Source organism: Winogradskya humida (genome assembly GCF_016862215.1).
GTDB classification, from domain to species: domain Bacteria; phylum Actinomycetota; class Actinomycetes; order Mycobacteriales; family Micromonosporaceae; genus Actinoplanes; species Actinoplanes humidus.
On the sequence record NZ_BOMN01000012.1, the window covers coordinates 38396 to 56269 of the forward strand.

A 17874-nucleotide genomic window follows, 5' to 3' on the forward strand; every position below is an offset into this window, starting at 1 on the left:
GGTACAAGACGATGTTCTCTCGCAAGAGCACTGCCGAGCGCACCACCGCCCAGGCATGGGACTACCTGTCGACCGCGATGACCGCGGCCGGCGAGAGCGTCAAGGGCGCTGGACTGCACTCCGTCGACGTGGCGGGGGCGAAGACGTCCGAGCTGGCCGGCGCGGCGTCCAAGCACTCGCAGAAGCTGGCCGGCAAGGCCGCCAAGCACTCGGACCGGCTGGCGGCGAAGGCCTCCAAGCAGTCCCAGCGGCTCGCCGACAAGGGTTACAAGCTGGCCGACAAGGCGAGCACCAAGGGCTCCAAGCTCGCCGACAAGGCGACCACCCAGGGCTACAAACTCTCCGGCAAGGCCGGCGCCAAAGTCAACGCGGCAACCGACGAGGCTTGGTCGCGGGCCAACCTCGCCGCGAACGCCCTCGCGGGCCGTAAGCCGGGCCTGCCCTGGGGCCTGATCATCGGCGCGAGCCTGATCGGTGTCGCCGCGGGCTGGCTGGCAGCCTCGACGGTGCGGGCCGCCGCCGAGCGCCAGGCCGAGAACGAGGAGCTGGAGCTCGCGGAGACGGCGATCGTCGTCACCCCGACCTACGACAACTGACGTTCTGCTCTCAAGCGGGTGCCGGGCTTCCGGTGCCCGCTTTTTTGTCGTACCCCACCCCTAGCGTGAGCCGCATGGAAGCTGTCTTCTTCGCCGAACCGGCCGAGTTGCGCGCCTGGTTCGAAACCCATCATGCGGACGCCCCTGAGCTGCTGGTCGGCTATTACAAGAAACACGTCGGCAAACCGGGCATCAAGCACACCGATGCCATCGATCAGGCGCTGTGCTTCGGCTGGATCGACAGCATCGCCCACCGCATCGACGAGGACCGCTATCAGGTCCGCTTCACCCCGCGCCGCAAGGGCAGCGTCTGGAGCACGGTCAACATCGCCAAGATCACGGAGCTGACGGCGGCAGGCCTCATGCATCCCGCCGGCACGCGTGCCTTCGAGACCCGAAAACCCGACAAACCAGCAGCCTATTCGTACGAGCAGCCGGCCGATGCCGAGCTGGACGCCGCCCAACTGGCTCGCCTCCAAGCCACTGAAGCGGCCTGGGCGTGGTTCAGCGCCCAGCCGGCCTCGTACCGCCGGGCTGCCGTGCACTGGGTGACGAGCGCCAAACGCTCCGAAACCCGCGACCGGCGTCTGACTCAGTTGATCACCGACTCGGCCGCATCGCGTACGGTGCCGCCGTTGACCCGCCGATAGTGCGCTGGCTCACTCTTGCGGGGTGAGTGGTGGAGATGAGGCGGGCGGGGATGGCGGTTCACCAGGGGATGATTGGACGTCACCCGCCAGGGGTACGGCTTGTTCTTCGGTGTGCCCGATCCGCAACGCACCGACCTCGCCGTGGAGGGTGGGGAATCTGTATCGTGGTGCGCGGTTCGGAGGTAGGGCAGGTTCATGGTCCGGTCGTGGCGACACTCGAGTAGATAAGGTCCCGCTGGTGCTCAGTTCGGGAAGTCTCCTGGACAACCGCTACCGGTTGGACGATCGCATCGCCACCGGTGGCATGGGTGACGTGTGGCGTGGCACCGACGTGGTGCTGGGCCGGACGATCGCCGTCAAGGTGCTGCGCACCGCGATGCTCACCGACCCCGAGTTCGCCGCCCGGTTCTACGGCGAGGCCCGGATGATGGCCGCGTTCCGGCACCCGGGCGTCGTCGAGGTCTACGACTACAGCGCCGGCAACGAGGGCGACGAGGAACAATGCGCCTACCTCGTCATGGCATTCGTGGACGGTGACCCGCTGTCGGCCCGCCTGAAGGATCAGGGGCGGATCGGGGTCGCCGAGACGATGTCGGTCGTGGCCCAGGCCGCCGAGGCCCTGCACGCCGCGCACGAGAACGGCACCGTGCACCGCGACGTCAAGCCCGGCAACCTCATCGTCAAGCCGAACGGCACGGTGATCCTGGTCGACTTCGGCGTGGCCCGTTCCGCCGCCGTGACCAGCGTCACCGGCCTGAACGCGATCGTCGGCACCGCCCTCTACATGGCCCCCGAGCAGGTCGCGAAGGGCAACGTCTCCCCCGCCACCGACATCTACGCGCTCGGCGCGGTCGCCTACCACTGCATCTCGGGTGTCCCGCCCTTCGACGGCGACAACGCGCTGCAGGTGGCGCTGCGTCACCTCGAGGACGACCCGGAGCCGCTGCCCGACACCCTGGCCCCGCCGGCCGTCCGCGAGCTGATCAGCCGCGCGATGGCCAAGAACCCCGCCGACCGCTTTCAGAGCGCCGCCGAGTTCGCCGAGGCCGCCCTGGCCGCGTCGGGAGCCCTCGACTGGCGTGCACAGACCGGCACGCGGACGGCCCTGGTCCGCCCTTCGGCCGCCCACACGGCCCTCGGCGGCGCGCCCTCAACCGGTGCCTACGCCAACGTGCCCTACTCGACCGGCGCCCGGCTCGACCCGCGCTCCTCCATGCACGGTCAGCCGCTCCCGAGCCAGTCACCGCACGGCCAGTCCATGTCCGGCACCTCCCTCACCAGACCGATGAGCCCGGCCGGCCCCCGCGGCCCGCTGCCCTCCCAGCGCAACCTCCTGGAAGCCGCGCCGCCGCCGCTCGCCCCGTCCCGGCCCCAGCAGTCGAAGAGCCAGGTCGCCGTCCTCATCACGGTGATCGTCCTCTTCCTCGTCGCCATCGGCCTCGGCGTCGCCATCTGGAAATCCACCGGCAGCGACGCCGGCGAGCGCAAAACCCCCGGCGTCGGCACCGTCCCCTCCCAGACGGACGCCACCGAGGAAACCGACGACGACCCCACCGAGCCGACAGAAACCGAGCAGACCGAGGCCCCCGCCAAGCCGAACAACCCGGCCCCGCTCCCCAGCCTCACCAGCAAGGCACCCCCGTCGTCGTCCCCCACCCCCGCGAAATCCACATCCGCCACCCCGACGACGACCAAAACCACCCCGCCGACCAGCAAGCCCACCAGCAAGCCGCCGACGGACCCGACCACCACCCCTCCTGACGAGGGCACCCCGCCCCCGGAAGACCCCACCGACCCCGCCGCAGCCGGAGCCTGACCCCGCCCACCCAGCCACCCGGCGCCCGACCCCGCAGGTCGGCTGGCCCGCAGGTCGGCTGGCCCGCTGGCCCGGCCGTTGACTGGCCCGGCCGTTGACTGGCCCGGCCGTTGACTGGCCCGGCCGTTGACTGGCCCGGCCGAAACGGCTGGGGCCGGGACAACGACAGGCCTCGCGCAACACGGGCAGCATCCCGGTTGCCGGCTTCGGCGGGGGCTGGGGCCCGCGCCTGGGGGATGTCCCCGGTCGTCACGATCAGCATCCGGCGCAACCGCAGATGCTCCTCCCCGTCCGAACCGCGATCCGTGCGTTCCGCCGACCACCAGCGAACGCATGCCGAGCAACGGACAGACCGCACAACGGACAGGCCGGCGGACCCGCGGCCGGGCAGTCATCACGGACTCGCCGCCTGGCAACCACCAGGGACTCGTGATGTTGTCGCTGCCGCACCGGACAACGCCGGCCTGCGTGTTCTGGCGGCCGGCACCGACCCGGACCGGCTGGCTCCAAAGGCCGACCTGCGGCGCCGGCATCTTGAAAGTCGCCGCCGGGCAGCCACCGGGCGGGGCGGCCAGCTGGACGAGCGGCAGCGGGATCCGTGGCCGGAGCGGGACGTGACGGTGCTGGCTCTGGCGTTTGCCAAGAACGGGCGGTAGAGCGAGCAGCGGCTCGGGTGGCCCCCGCGGGGGCCGAAGAGCAAAGCCGCACTCTGCCCGGTCGGCGTAATCGTGAAGCGGCCCATTTCGCTGTGCGTATTTCAATTCCCGCAACCGAACGACAGAACCGTTTCGGGCGGAACGGGTTGTCAGACCTTTATGGCAGCCGCGGAAATGTCAGACATCATCGGGCAGGGCAGTCCCGCGCGCTGATCTGCCCGCCGGATGCCCGCAGCTCAATGTGGGCTCAAGCCTGCCCCAAGCTTGGGTGTGACGCGGTTGCGACGGCTCAGGATCGGATTTCCGGTACCGATACGGGTCGGGCGAGAAAGCAAGGGACCAGGCGGGAGAGAGTATGCAGATCAGCAGGACCCATGTCGCCACCGTTGCCGGTGTTCTGCTGGGATTCGCGCTTACGTCCACCATGGTCGTGCGGACCACCCAGGCGGTCATCACCAGTTCCACCGCGACCCAGTCGAACACCTGGACCACCGGCGGCGCCGCGATCAACAACGATGGTGCCATTTCGGCGAGTGCCGTGTTCAGCCAGGCCAATGACAATCTGCTGGCCGGCGGGCAGACCGTGACCAAGTGCATCGCGGTGAAGTACACAGGTAACTCTCCGGCGCAGATCAAGCTTTACGGGAGCAGCATCTCCGGCGGGCTGGCGAGCTATCTTGATCTGAAGATCGAGACCGGCACGGGTACGGCGAACGACTGCACCAACTTCGTCAGCGGCGGCACGCTCTTCAGCAGCGGTACGGTCGCGGGTTTCGGGTCGGCGAACAACAGCTACGCCAATGGGCTGGGTTCGTGGAATGCGACGCTGAACAATTCGCTGACGTACAAGTTCTCGGTGACCGTGCAGAACGTCGCCGGCGCGCAGAACGGTAACGCGTCCGCGGTGTTCAACTGGGAGGCCCAGGCGTCGTGACGTGGCCGGGGGTCGTCGGGCGGGGACTGCTCGTCATGGTCGTCACCACCGTTCTCACGCTCACGGCGTGGACGGTGGTGCCGTTGCTGTGGGGCTGGCAGGCGTACACGGTGACCTCGGGTTCGATGGCTCCTCTGGTCCGGCCGGGTGACGTGGTGCTGGCTTCGCCGCGCATCGGCGCCGGGCCGAAGGTGGGTCAGGTCGTGGTGATCGCGCCGGCGGCGGCCGGGGGTCAGCCGGTCACGCACCGGGTGGTCGAGCTGCTGCCGGACGGCCGTTTCCGCACCCGCGGTGACGCGAACGCCCAGGCCGACTCCCGCCTCGTCGCCAAGGACCAGCTGATCGGTCTCGGCCGCGTCGTGGTTCCGCTGGCCGGTCTGGTACGCCTCCACGGCGGCCGCATCGCCCCCGCCCTCGCCGGCCTGGCCGTCATCATGTTCGCCCTGACCCGCCGCCGCAGGCCCCGCCCCCCAGCCGCCGGCCAGCCCCGCCGCGCCGCGACCGAACCCCGCGGACCAGCCGCCGCGGAACCCCGCGGACGAGCCACCGTCGAACCCCACCGCGCCACCGTCCCCAGCGACGACCCGCCGGCTCAGGGCGAGCCGGCTGTGGAGGACCGCCCGGCCGACAGCGGTTCCCCGAAGTTCAGAAGCAAGAGGAAGCGCGTCAGCGGGCATGCCACCACGCGGAAACGGCCGCGTGGAGCCGTGAAGAAGCGCCGGGGAACGCGCAGGCGGAACCGGCCTCGTGCAGGCGTGGCGCTCCTGGCCGTACTCGGCATTGTTGTCGGCACCGGCCTTGCCCGCCCGGGCACCGGCGCCGTCTATTCCGCGATCAGCCCGACCCAGGCCAATGCCTGGAAGTCGAGTTACTTCTACACCACGGCGATCAAAGCATCCGCCCCCGTCTCGTACTGGCGGATGGGTGGCACCAGCACCACGTCGGTCGCCGATGAGATGGGCACCGTTCCGCTCGCTCTCTACGGCACCCCGGCCGTGGGTGCGGCCGGTGCGGTGAGCGTCGACCCCAATGCCGCGACCAAATTCAAGAATGGCACCGGCCGTTCGTACGCGGGCGTCACCAACGCCGCGCATTCGATCACCGGCCCGATGACGGTAGCGGCCTGGACGGACGGTGTCGCGAACACGAACTGGCGCCTGGTCTTCAAGGGCGGCCCGGGCACCAACAAGCTCAACTATCTGCTCTCCTGGAGCAGCGATTCCGGCGTGGACATGCGTTTCCTCGTCGATGCCGGCGGCGTCCGGCAGGAGGTCAAGTCGAAATGGCCGACGACCGGCGGCTACCACTTCGTGGTGGGTGTCTATGACGGCACGGCGGCCAAGCTCTACATCGACGGCGTCATGACCGCGACCAAGGCTGCCGGCGGCACGCTGGCGGTTGACACGACGCTGCCGCTGACCGTGTCGGAGGACAACGCCTCCACCGGCCTGAACGGCTCCGTCGACGAGGTCGCGATCTGGAGCAGGGCCCTGACCGACACCCAGATCAGCACGTTCTACGCGTTGGCCCGGCAATAGCACGTAAACGCATTCACTCAGGTCGGCCGGATATCGGCCGATTCAGTTGTTCTCGGCGCGGAGTTGCACCCCTGCCGCTACCGGAAAGGCCCCCGCATGACGACGCAGATTCCGTACGGCCCCGAGAACGCCGACTATCCGCAGTTCGCCGCGGGGCACGCACAGTATCCGCCGGCCGGTTACGAGCACCCCATCGAGCCGCAGCCCGGTTACGCGCAGCCGATCGAGCAGCAGCCCGGTTACGCGCAGCCGCTCTACCCGCAGGAGGGCGCGGCCGCCTACCCGCAGCCCACGCCGTACCCGCAGCCCCCGGCCTTTCCGCAGCCCCCGGCCCACCCCCAGCCCTCAGCCTTCCCGCAGCCCTCGGCCTACCCCCAGCATCCCGCCCAGCAGAGCCCCGCAGCCCACACCCAGGCGCCCCACCCGCCCGCGGCCCAGAACTATGCGACCCCGGGTTACCCGGCGGATCAGGCTTACGCGAACCAGGCCTATCCGACAAACCAGGCCTACCCAGCGACCCAGCAAGATCAGGACCAGCTGGTAGCAGCCCAGCAAGCCGCCGCCCAGCGAGCGATGGCCCAAGCCCAGCAGGCCCAAGCCCAGCAGGCCCAAGCCCAGCAGGCCCAAGCCCAGCAAGCCCAAGCCCAGGCCCAGCAGGCCCAAGCCCAGGCCCACGCGCAGCAGGCCCAGGGCCAGACCCAGGCGCAGCAGCCCCCGGCCCAGCAGAGTTACACGCCGCAGGGCGTATACCCGACAAATCCCCCCTGGGCGCCCACCGCGGCCGGCGGAGCAGCGGGAACCGGCTCCGCGTACGAAAATCAGGTCCCGGTTGTGGGTGGACTGCTCGTTCCCTACCCGGAAGCGATGCGCAACGCGGCCAGGGCGCAGCCCCCGGCCCTTTGGCCGGTGGCGGTCCTGACCTTCTTCTTCAGCCTGGCCGGCGTGGTGTCGGCGGCCCGCCGGGCCAACCGGGCCCAGCGCGGCGGCAACAGCGGCGCCCCCTACTGGATCACCTGGGCGGTGTCCCTGCTGGCCGGGTCGTTCGTCTGGTTCGTCGTCTCGCTGACCGTGATCCAGCCGGCGGTGACGGATTTCGTGGAATCGCGGGCGCAGAGTGCGGTGGAGAACCAGGTGCTGCACGACGGGCAGCTGGCGAAGGCGAACATCACCGCGACGAAGGCGGAGTGCAATGCGGCGTCGGAGCGACGGGCTGACGGCACTCGCGATTATCTGTGCAATCTGACGCTCAATGACGGCAAGACCGGGCAGGTCACGGTGACGGCCGACAAGGACGGCACCTGGAAGCAGCTGGCCGCCAAGTAAAAGGCTCGTGGCGCACCCGGCGGGGGGTCGGGTGCGCCACGGACAAACGTTTTAGAAGACGGGTACGCCGGCGCGCACGAGCTTCCAGTTCGGCACGTAGAAGTCGGCCGGGTTGATGGAGCCCTTGGCCTGCGCCCAGTCGATGAGCAGCTGGCGGATCTCCTGCTGCGCGTTGTAGACCTGCGTCTTCACGATGCCGGGGAAGTTGCCGCCGCCGCTGCGCCGGTAGTTGTTCACCGCCACCACGAACTGCGCGCCGGCCGCCACCGCGACGCCGGCGATCTCCAGGCGGGTGATGCGGGAGCCCACCGGCAGGCTGATGTCGATGTCGTAATCGACGCCGGAGAGCACGTCGTAGTTGTAGTCCGGCACCGTGGAGTCACTGATGGTCGCCGGGTCGGGCGTGGCGCCGGCGGGCAGGGTCACGAAGTACTTGGCGGAATACTCCAGGTACGCCTTGACCTCGGCACCGGTGAGGACGACGGCCTCGAGGGTGTTGTCGTAGATGTAGAGCCCGGCCACGTCCTTGATCTTGACGTCGCCCTGCGGGAAGACCGCGGTGCGGCTGAACGGCGCGGCGATCGACAGGACCGGCAGCGACGCGTACGCGCCACCCGCCAGCGCCGTGGTCACCGTGTCGGTCTGCACCTTGTTGATGTAGTCCAGGATCGCCGTGTCCTTGTACCGCGACTCGGCGGCCGACAGTTCCTCGGTGGACGTGGCGACGACCTGGTTGACGTACGCGACCGTCTTGGTGTGCTGGGCCTTGACCGCGGCGAGCACCTTGGGGTCGGCGGTGACCGTGTTGGTGTTCAGCGTCGCCGACTTCTTGGTGGTGATGCTCCACCGGCCCTTGTCGCGGACCAGCGTGAAGTCCATCCGGGTGAGCCGCTGGCCCCACTTGGACGGCTCGGAGAGCAGCACCTGCACACCGGTCTTGGTGTTGGTGACGAAGCGCTGCGCCACCTCGTTGTGCGCGTGCCCGAACAGGATCGCGTCGATGCCGGGAACCTGCTCGGCGATGAGCGCGCTCGGGTTCTCGTTGGGGATCTCGGGGCCGTAGCTGCTGGTCCCGCTGTCGCCGCCGTGCGCGGAGATCAGCACGAGGTCCGCGCCGCGGGCCCGCATGATCGGCACCCACTTGGCCGCGGTCGCGACCATGTCGTTGAAGACCAGCTTGCCCTCGACGTTGGCCCGGTCCCAGATCGCGATGCCCGGGTTCGTCAGACCGAGAATGCCCACCCGCAGGGTCGGTGCGCCCTTGCCGAGCGAGACCTTCTTGATGACGTACGGCGTGAAGGCCGGCTTTCCACTCGTCGCTCCGACCGCGTTGGCCGCCAGGGCCGGGAAGCCCAGCTGACGGATCCAGAGGTTGAGCAGCGGCAGCCCGTAGTTGAACTCGTGATTGCCCAGCGTGATGGCGTCATAGTTCAGCACGTTCATCGCCCGCGCCATCGGGTGCCGCTCACCGGTCGTGGTGATCGGCTCCTGCTTGGCGTAGTACGTCGCGAGCGGCGTGCCCTGGATCGTGTCACCGGCGTCGAGCACCAGCGTGGCCTTGCCCTTGCGCTCGGCCCGGATCTGGTTCACCAGGGCGGCGAGCTTCGCGACACCGACATCGTTGTGCGCGCTGTCGTCGTACTCCAGGTCCTTGTAGTAGTCCCAGTTGTAGACGTTGCCGTGCGTGTCGGAGGTGCCGAGCACGGTCAGGTCGTAGGTCTTGGGGGCGGGAGCGCCACCGTGCCCGCCCTTGCCGTGCGCATCGGCAGCACCGGCGAGGAAAACAGGAGCGGCGACACCGGCAGCAGCGGCACCGAGCACGCTACGCCGTGATACGCCCGTGGGGAGGGTCATACCCGAACCTTTCGAGGGGAGGTCACGGACGCCTTGTGGGCGCCCATCGAGGCACCATAGCTGCGAATGCATCGATCGGCGAGATCAACAACGTGAACGTAACCAGGCTCAGAGGTTGCTCAGAGCCAGCATGCCCCGGTCTAGACCGACAATCAGTACATCATCGACGGCAGCACAGGCCAGCGCCTGGTGATGGACGGGTATGACGCGCAGCACCCGCCCGGTGCTGATGTCCCAGATCCGCACAGTGCGGTCCAGGCTGGTCGATGCGAGTGCCGTCCGCCCCTCATACCGAACCGCGCACACGCTGGTGACCTCCGCGGTGTGCCCGGTCAGAATCCCACGTGGGGCCAAGTCGTCGAGGCTCCAGAGCCGCACGGTCCGATCGTCGCCGGCCGAGATCAGCAGCTCCCGGTCGTCGAGTGGGAACCGGGTGAGTGCATTCACCGCCTCGTGATGCCCCTGGACCTCACACAGCAGCTCGCCTCCTGGGTCCCAGAGCCGGATCGTGCCGTTCCTGTCACCGGAGACGAGCAGTTCGCGGCTGTCATGGCGGACGGCAGCGAGCGAGGTGACCCAGCTGGAATGACCGAGCAACGGGCGCGCCATGTCCTTGTCCAGGTCCCACACTCGCACGATCAGGTCATCAGCGCCTGAGGCCAGCAGCGGTCCGACACCGCTGACCGCATTGACCCGTTCGTGGTGCTGGTGGAACTCCTTGAAGAGTTCACCGCTGTCGACATCCCACACCCGCACGACGCGGTCCTCGCTAGATACCGCAAGCAAGTTGACGTCGTCGTCGGCCAGCACGGACACGTCGGTCGCCGCGGCTCCGTAACTGGTCAGCACCCCTGATTGCGCACCGGTCCGAGGATCCCACAGCCGGACGACACCGTCATCACCGGCGCCGGCGACGAGCGTGCCCTTCGCGGTCGGAACCGCGGTGAGGGCACCCACAGCACCGATCCTGCCGCCGTCCATCACCTTCCGGGCCCGGCCGGTGGCCGTGTCCCAGAGCCGTACGGCACCATCATCACCTGCCGTAGCCAACAGGTTGCGCTCTCCGACAGGTAGCTCGCAGATCGCGCGGATCCACGTCGCCTGCCCTTCGATGGGCGGCCGTTCCACCCCGGTGTGCATGTCCCAGAGCCGGATGATTCCGTCCTCGGCTGTCGCCGCCAGCAGCAACGCGTCGCCCGTATCCACGGTGCACAGATCGGTCAGCGGCCCGGCTTGCGTCTCGAAGACGGCGACCGGGTCGGCGTAGCGCGGATCCCAGAAGCGGATGCTGCCGTCATAGCCTGCCGAGACCACCATTCCGCGCACCGTATGAAGCGTGGTCACCCAGCCGGAATGACCGGTGAAGACCGCGAGGTTCCGGCCACTCAAGGGCTCCCAGAGCCGCACGGTGCCGTCGACGCCGGTGGAGGCGATCAGGTTGCCGACCCGGCACACGGCGGTCACCCAGCCGGAATGCCCCTCGATCGTGCGCACGAGCTCGCCGGAGATCGGGTCCCAGAGCCGTACGGTGCGATCGTCGCTTCCTGATACCAGCAGCTCACGACCATCGGGCAAGGGTAGGGAGCACATGTTTCGCACCCAGTCGGTGTGCCCGGTGAGAGTGTGGACGAGCTGACAGGTGCGCGGGTCCCAGAGCTTCACCGTACCGTCGTGGCCCCCCGTGGCCAGCAGAGAGATATCGCGGGTACGCACTGCCGCGAGACTCCGGATGCAGTCGTCATGGCAGTCGATGACGTGCTCCGTCTGACTGGTCAGAGGGTTCCAGAGTCGAACCGTGCCGTCCTCGCCCGCGGAAGCGAGCAAGGTCCTGCCGTCCACGGCGAGCGATGCCACATCACAGACGGCATTCGAATGGCCCTCGAGAATTACCCGTTCCAGCCTTCTCGGCGTACGCGACCAGAGTGGAATGTAGGCGCCGGGTCGTACCCAGTGACCACTCCCCAGTTCGTCCAGCTGCTCCACCACCGAGAACAGGGCGGCGCGTTCCGGCGCTGAGGCGTCCAGGGCCTGCGGGGTCAGCTGCAGGAGCCGGGCACGGGCGAAGCCAAGCTCGGTGCGTGCGGCGTCGGCTGCGGGCAGCAGACGATCCAGGCGGGCGTACAGGAGGTAGTCGTCATCGCCGAGCAGTTCATCGATGACTCCCGTACGCACGGCGTGCTGGGGAAGGGAACGCAGGAGATAGTCCGGCGCAGCGCTCCAACCGATCGTCCTGGCATGCGCGAGCCATGCTCCCACCAGGCGTTTCTCTTCGCTCTCCCGGCCGGCCAGCAATGCCTCGTTGAGTGCCTGGTGGAACAGCCGGTAGACGGGAATCTCCGCGGCACCGCTCTCGACGAGGAAGTTAGCCGCCGACGTGCGCGCAAAGAAGGTCAGATCCTCCTCCGTGACCTGGCCGCCGAGTGCTTCCACCGCTACGCGCCACAGCGAGATGGGTAGTCCTGGTGTCTCGGCGTGAGCGAGGGCGGTCAGAGCAAGGCGCGCCGGCGTCCAGCCCGCCGACGGCAGATTCTCGACGTACCGGTCGAGGGCATCGGACACGGTCGCCGCGAACGAGACGTCGGCGGGCAGCACCGGCTGTTCGTCACGCAGCCCCCGCGCCCGCGCAACGAGCCCGGCGACCAGGAAATTGCCGTGCGACAGCGCCGCGATCCGGCGTGCCACCGGCTCGGCGACCCACTCATCGGCGTACGGATTGTCCGATCGCTGCATTCCCATGAGCGTGGCGAGCGCGTAATCGACGAGATCGGACTCCGCGAAGTACTCCGGCGAGTCCAGGTTGACGAACTTCGCGGCCGACCCGAATTCGCCGAGCAGGTCGCCGTTGTCATCGGAGTGCCGGGTTCCGACAACCACTTTCACACCGATCGGGGCAAGGTCACGAAGCAGCGGCAGGACCACGTCGTTGATCGTCTTTCGGGCCTGTGCGGGTGAGACCGCCTCGTCCAGCGCGTCAATGACAAGGTTGAACCGACCCGATCGCCGGGTCAGACGGGCACGCAGAGCGGGCACCAGGTCGATCGGCTGGGACGGCAGCGCGACGGCGGCCCCCCGGGCGATTTCGGTGGCGATCTCCAGCGCGCTCTTGCCCTTCGCATGTACCGCGCAGGACACCGAGCCTTCGGTCGCCAGCTCGGCGGTATCTTCACTCGGCAGTCCAGCGCGTACGGCCGCGTCGGCAGTCGTGACGATACGGCCGAGAACCGCGGATTTGCCGACGCCTGGTGAGCCGGTTACGACGAGTGCCGAGTCTCGCGTCGCCGGCTCGTCCAGCCAATGTTTGATCACGCGTAATGCGGCCGCGCGTCCCCGGAACCGCGACCCGCGCTCACTGTTCACGGCGACCCCGCGCGCCCGCGGCAGCCAGTGACGATGGGCCTCATCGTCCTCGGCCAGCACCCAGCCCCACGCGGCGAGCGCCGCATCGTCGGCGTCCCTGGTCTGCCAGCCGGCGAGCACGGAGAGCTTCAGCTCGGGCAGCTGTTCGTCGGCGTGTTGCAGCGTCAACGCATAACCATTGCCCTCTCCCGCGGCGACGATTAGGCCGACCACGGCTTCGTACTCGGGCGACCAGAGCGCTCCCCCGCTGAATCCCTGCCGCAGTCCTGGTGCTGTCGCGGTCCGCAGGTCGATCCGGCCGTACGTCAGGGGATCACCGGTCAGGCCCTCTGCCGAGCCACCGTGTTCAGCACCGTGGGGAAATCCGAATGCCCACCAGGATCGCCCGCTCAGCTCCTGCGCCGGTAAGCACCGTAACCGGGCCGGTCGTACCGATGGCGGCACGGGCTCGCCGAGCTCCAGCAACGCGATGTCGACATGCTTGCCGTCCTCGCCGTCGTGGATCAGCCGGGCGCGGCGGCGTTCGCCGTAGCCGACTCCGGGGGCCTTGGGGAAGGCAAGCCAGATCTCCTGGAGGGTGACGCCGTCCCTGCGCAGGACATGCGCACAGGTCAGAACCTGATTGCTGTCGATGACCACGCCGGTGCCGAGTGGCTCGTTGTCGTGCCGGGTGGCGTGCACCGCGACGGTCCAGGAGTCCGCAGGCGCCTTTGTCATTCCCCCGCCCTGGCTCAGCGCCTGCTACCGGTGCCGCCGGGTTTCCAGATCATGGTCACCTCGAAGTTGGCCTCGGTCGCCGCCTTGGCGATCACCCAGTTGGCAGCGCCGGTGACCTTGATTCCGAACTTGACCTCAACTGCGTCGGGCGCGATGTCGCGTACCTGTTCCAGCAATACCTTTGCGGCCGCGACCGCCGGGCCCGCGGACTCACGGACCGAACCCGCGATGTCGGCGACTCCGGCCGGCCGGTAACCGTTGACCGGGTCGATCTCGATCTGGGCGACCGTCTCCGCGTCGACGCGATACCGCACGATCTCGGACGACATCGACGAGAGCCTCCCTGGAAGAATCGCGATCAGAATGATCATGAGATAGCGCCGCAGTGGCGCCGTCAGGGAATGTCGCACGCTCGGTCCCGGAGGGCAATAGACCTTTCAGCAGATCTCCGCAGGGGTCGGCGAACATGTGTTCGATCGGCCCATTTCGACCTGGCCCGCCGAAGATCAATACAAGATCCGGGTGTCAGATTTCTGAAACTGCACAGTGGACCTTGCGGCACCTGGCCGGGATCGGCAGAATCGGCCCGACACACCCGGGACCGAGTTGATCACCGGGTCGGCCCGCACATCGGAGGAACCGGAATGCCGGACGCGACGCTCACGTTGATCGAGACTTGCGCGCTGCTGGTCCTCCTGGAAAAGGCGCAGGAGATCGCGAATTCCGAGTTGACCAAGGCGGGCTTCAAGCTCGATATCAAAAATCGGGAGAAGCTGAAGGAGCTAGGCCTGATCGAGGTTCGCAAAGAGGGACAGCGCATTTTCCTCGGAATAAGCGAGGCCGGCTGGGCGAAGTCCTTGGCGGCTATCGGCACCGAACCACCCACCGGATCGGGTTACCGCGGCGTGGCCGTATATTCGCAGGTCGCCGCGCTACGACAGTTCCTCGCAACCTCCGGGCTCGCGCTTTCCGATTTCTATCTGCCGCAGGGTGAGGTGGCGCCTGACCCGCAACCCGCAACCATTTCCGCGGTCGATGACGTCACGGCAATGGTGCGAAAGGCGTATGACGGGCTGGCCGGTACCCCTGGTGACGCGGTCAAACTGGTGCGCCTTCGGGCCGCGCTGCCCGGGATCGGCCGGGCGGAACTCGACGCGGCCCTGATCGCCATGCGGAGCGCGCCCGGCGTCCGGGTCTTCTCCGAGGTCAATCAAAAGACACTTACCGCCGCCGACAGAGCAGCAGCCGTCAGCATCGGTAACCAGGACAAGCATCTCCTCGCCATCACATGATCAGCGAGATCGAGCGCAAGGCGCTGTCCGCGCTGCGATTCAACTGGGCGCCCACCGCTGACGACGTCTGGAGGCCACCGCCCTTTCACGTCGCCGCCCTGCATCGAACGGCCCTCTCGATGGTGCTGGATGGATTCGCCGAGGCACAGGAAGAGCCGGAGACAAGCCCGGTGGGCGTTGCCCTGCTCGGCGATCGCGGCACCGGCAAGACACATCTGCTGTCGGCAATCCGCGAAGAGGTGCAGGCGAGGGACGGGTATTTCTTTCTCATCAGCCTGCTGGACGCCAGCGCCTTCTGGAGCAGCACGGCGCTGTCCGTGGTCGAAGGCCTGACCCGCGCCCCCGAAGACGGTGACAGCCAGCTGGTGGTGTTCCTCCGCCGGCTGGCGGACGACTGCGGCGCTCCGCGCGGAATTCGCCGAGCGGTGAGCGGGGAGACCCCGCTGACCCGGGCGACCCTCGACGCGTTCATCGATCTGCTTCGCAAACGCAATCGACGCGTCGGCGTCGAGGTGCAGGACACGGTGCGGGCGCTCGTCCTGCGGGCCGCTGACGACCCCACGGCCCAGGATGTCGGATTCGAATTTCTCTGCTCGAACGACGAGGTCGAACCCGGGGAAAGGGCGAAGTGGGGTATGCGCCGGGGCCGGCGTTCCGCGCAGGAGATAGTCCGCGACATCTCACGGCTCCTGGCATTGACCGGGCCGACCGTGGTGGCCGTCGACCAGATCGATGCCATCGTCCACCAGTCCGCCCAGTCCAGTGCCGCAGCGGACCGGTCGAACTGGAGCGGATCACTGCTGCTGGAACACATCGCGGGCGGCCTGATGGCGCTGAGGGAGAACACCCGGCGGACCCTGTCGGTGGTGAGCTGCCTGCCGGGCGTGTGGGACCTAGTCAAGTCGACGGCGACAAACACCGCCCAGGACCGGTTCCGGGAAGCGATCGACCTCAGGGACATCCCGTCACCGGAGATCGGCCGTGAACTGGTCGCGCGACGCTTCACCGCGAAATTCACCGAGGCCGGCTTCACTCCGCCCTACCCGACCTGGCCGGTAGCGGATCTGGCCTTCGCGGAGTCGATCGAGTTCACGCCTCGTGAGCTACTCAGGACGGTGGACACCCACATCCGGGAATGCCTCCGGGCGGACGAGGTCCACGAGCTTCTCCACCTACTGCGTCAGCCGAGTAATGGGCCCGCGCGGGCGCTCGAGAGCGTCGCAGTCGCCGAGAGCGACCTGGCCGCACTGGACGCCCGTTACGCCGAGCTGATCAAAGAGGCGGACCCGAGGCCCGCCCTCACCCCTGGCACGGAGGACAAGGTTGTCCCCGGTCTCCTCCGTGCGGGCCTCACGGCCTGGATCGGGGCTCGAAACGAGCCCGAGGAGATCTTCGGCGTCGATCCCGCACCGGGCGGAAAGCCCGCGCTGCATGCCCGGCTACGGCGCACCTTGAACGAGGAGATCGAGGACGAAGCCCACTGGGCGTTCCGGGCGATAAGCGCACCGCATCACATCGCGGTCCTCAATCGGATCAGGAATGCTCACACCGCTGCGGGCCTGGTCGAGGGACAGCGCAAGCGCCGCCTCTTCCTGCTGCGCACCGCTCCGTGGTCCAAGGGTGTGCGGACCAGAGAGGTGGTCGCCACTCTGGAGGCCGCGGGCGGCATCCGGATCGAGTTTCCCGAGTCGGACGTCGTAAGGCTGATGGCGCTCGAGAGTCTGATCGCGGAAAATGGCCTGGAGAAACTGCGGCCCTGGTTCCAGCAGCACGATCCCGCCGCGGCGATCTCCTTTCTGCGGGAAGCCCTCGCGGATCAGCCCACGACCACCGCGGCCGTATCCCTGGCCGCGCCGACACCCGAGCACGGCGACCGGATCATCCTTGGGACAGCGGCCGAGGACGGGCATCCCGTGGGCATCGACCTGGCGGTGCTCCGCAAGCACACTGCGATCTTCGCAGGGTCCGGATCGGGCAAAACGGTGCTGATCCGTCGCCTCGTCGAGGAATGCGCGTTGCGCGGAGTGTCGTCGATCGTGCTCGATCCCAACAACGACCTGTCGCGTCTCGGCGATCCCTGGCCCGAATTCCCGCCGGGGTGGGATCGGTCAGACACCGCCAGATCGCAGGAGTATCTGCGGGAAACCGATGTCGTCATCTGGACACCTCGCAGAGAGAGCGGGCGGCCCCTCAGTTTTCAGCCGTTACCTGAGTTCAAGGACATGCTGGATGATGCGGACGTCTTTGCCGCGGGGATCGATTCCGCGGTCGCCGCTCTCGCGCCACGCGCCAAGCTGGACGGCCTGAGCAGCAAGGCACAGCTGGGGCAGGCGGTGCTGCGGGAAGCGCTCACCAGCTATGCGCGTACGGGTAGGAGTGACCTGAAAGAGTTCATCGGCCTGCTGAACGCGCTCCCCGACGGCTTGAGCCAGATCGACGATGCGCCGAAGATCGGTGCCCAGATGGCGCAACTGCTGATGGCTACCATCGTGAATGATCCGCTCTTCGGAGGGCTCGGCGCCCCTACGGATCCAGGGCTGCTGCTGACACCGAAGCCGGGCTGCCGTGCCCGGGTCTCGGTCATCAACTTCGTCGGGCTGACCGACGACTCGCAGCGGCAGAGCTTCGTGAACCAGCTACAACTGGCGCTCTTCGCCTGGATCAAGCGGAATCCTGCAGGTGACCGGCCGCTCGGCAGCCTGTTCGTGATGGATGAGGCACAAACTCTGGCGCCGTCGGGTCCGATGACCGCCTGCACCCACAGCACCCTCGTCCTGGCCTCCCAGGCCCGCAAGTACGGGCTGGGGCTCGTCTTCGCCACCCAGGCGCCCAAGGGCCTGCACAACCGTATTCCCGGCAACGCCGCCACGCAGTTGTTCGGATTACTGAATCACCCCACCCAGATCGCCAGCGCCCGTGAGCTCGCCCGGGCCAAAGGAAGCGACATCACGGACATCGCCCGGCTCAAAGTCGGCCAGTTCTATGCGGCGGTCGAGGGCGGGGAGTTCGTCAAGGTTCAAACACCGTGGTCGCTGTCCTTCCATCCCCAGAGCCCGCCGACGACCGAGGAGGTACTGGAGCGGGCCCGGACCGACCGGCCACGATGACGGGCCGGGTCGTGGCCCATGGGGGTGGCCGGAT

11 protein-coding genes are annotated in these 17874 nt (G+C 68.1%); 8 read left to right on the forward strand and 3 right to left on the reverse strand.

Annotated elements, in window-relative coordinates; translation table 11 throughout:
• Nucleotides 1-11: 11 nt before the first annotated feature.
• From Ahu01nite_RS04095 to Ahu01nite_RS04120, 6 genes are all read left to right on the forward strand, one after another.
• A complete protein-coding gene (locus tag Ahu01nite_RS04095; RefSeq protein ID WP_203835018.1) occupies nucleotides 12-596 on the forward strand; it encodes a hypothetical protein in 585 nt (194 codons plus the stop codon).
• Nucleotides 597-670: 74 nt separating this feature from the next.
• On the forward strand, nucleotides 671-1246 hold the full coding sequence (locus tag Ahu01nite_RS04100; protein ID WP_203835019.1) for a YdeI/OmpD-associated family protein: 576 nt from the start codon (nucleotides 671-673) through the stop codon (nucleotides 1244-1246).
• A 238-nt stretch (nucleotides 1247-1484) separates the two neighbouring features.
• On the forward strand, nucleotides 1485-3062 hold the full coding sequence (locus Ahu01nite_RS04105) for a serine/threonine-protein kinase (protein ID WP_203835020.1): 1578 nt from the start codon (nucleotides 1485-1487) through the stop codon (nucleotides 3060-3062).
• A 1011-nt stretch (nucleotides 3063-4073) separates the two neighbouring features.
• A complete protein-coding gene (locus Ahu01nite_RS04110) occupies nucleotides 4074-4652 on the forward strand; it encodes a hypothetical protein (protein ID WP_203835021.1) in 579 nt (192 codons plus the stop codon).
• Nucleotides 4649-6190 (forward strand): signal peptidase I, encoded by a 1542-nt coding sequence (locus Ahu01nite_RS04115; protein WP_203835022.1) that lies wholly within the window; start codon nucleotides 4649-4651, stop codon nucleotides 6188-6190. The genes Ahu01nite_RS04110 and Ahu01nite_RS04115 overlap by 4 nt, the downstream gene beginning before the upstream one ends.
• Before the next feature lie 96 nt (nucleotides 6191-6286).
• Nucleotides 6287-7513 carry a hypothetical protein gene (locus Ahu01nite_RS04120; RefSeq protein WP_203835023.1) on the forward strand — a complete coding sequence of 409 codons (1227 nt, stop codon included), beginning with the start codon at nucleotides 6287-6289 and terminating at the stop codon, nucleotides 7511-7513.
• A 51-nt stretch (nucleotides 7514-7564) separates the two neighbouring features.
• Here the strand turns inward: Ahu01nite_RS04120 and Ahu01nite_RS04125 are convergent, their stop codons facing one another.
• The 3 genes from Ahu01nite_RS04125 to Ahu01nite_RS04135 all read right to left on the reverse strand — a co-directional run bounded on the left by Ahu01nite_RS04125 (nucleotide 7565) and on the right by Ahu01nite_RS04135 (nucleotide 13770).
• Complete coding sequence (locus Ahu01nite_RS04125) at nucleotides 7565-9367, reverse strand: bifunctional metallophosphatase/5'-nucleotidase (RefSeq protein ID WP_203835024.1); 1803 nt, start codon at nucleotides 9365-9367, stop codon at nucleotides 7565-7567.
• 108 nt (nucleotides 9368-9475) lie between these two features.
• The gene (locus tag Ahu01nite_RS04130) at nucleotides 9476-13441 is read right to left on the reverse strand and encodes a trypsin-like peptidase domain-containing protein (protein ID WP_203835025.1); all 3966 of its coding nucleotides are present in this window, start codon (nucleotides 13439-13441) and stop codon (nucleotides 9476-9478) included.
• Between the two features lie 14 nt (nucleotides 13442-13455).
• Nucleotides 13456-13770, reverse strand: a complete 315-nt coding sequence (locus Ahu01nite_RS04135; RefSeq protein ID WP_203835026.1) for a CU044_2847 family protein — start codon at nucleotides 13768-13770, stop codon at nucleotides 13456-13458.
• Nucleotides 13771-14085: 315 nt separating this feature from the next.
• Here Ahu01nite_RS04135 and Ahu01nite_RS04140 point away from each other — a divergent pair, with 315 nt between their 5' ends.
• Both Ahu01nite_RS04140 and Ahu01nite_RS04145 read left to right on the forward strand, forming a co-directional pair.
• The gene (locus Ahu01nite_RS04140) at nucleotides 14086-14733 is read left to right on the forward strand and encodes a hypothetical protein (RefSeq protein ID WP_203835027.1); all 648 of its coding nucleotides are present in this window, start codon (nucleotides 14086-14088) and stop codon (nucleotides 14731-14733) included.
• On the forward strand, nucleotides 14730-17840 hold the full coding sequence (locus Ahu01nite_RS04145; RefSeq protein ID WP_203835028.1) for a helicase HerA domain-containing protein: 3111 nt from the start codon (nucleotides 14730-14732) through the stop codon (nucleotides 17838-17840). Before Ahu01nite_RS04140 ends, Ahu01nite_RS04145 begins: the two co-directional genes overlap by 4 nt.
• Nucleotides 17841-17874: the final 34 nt, after the last annotated feature.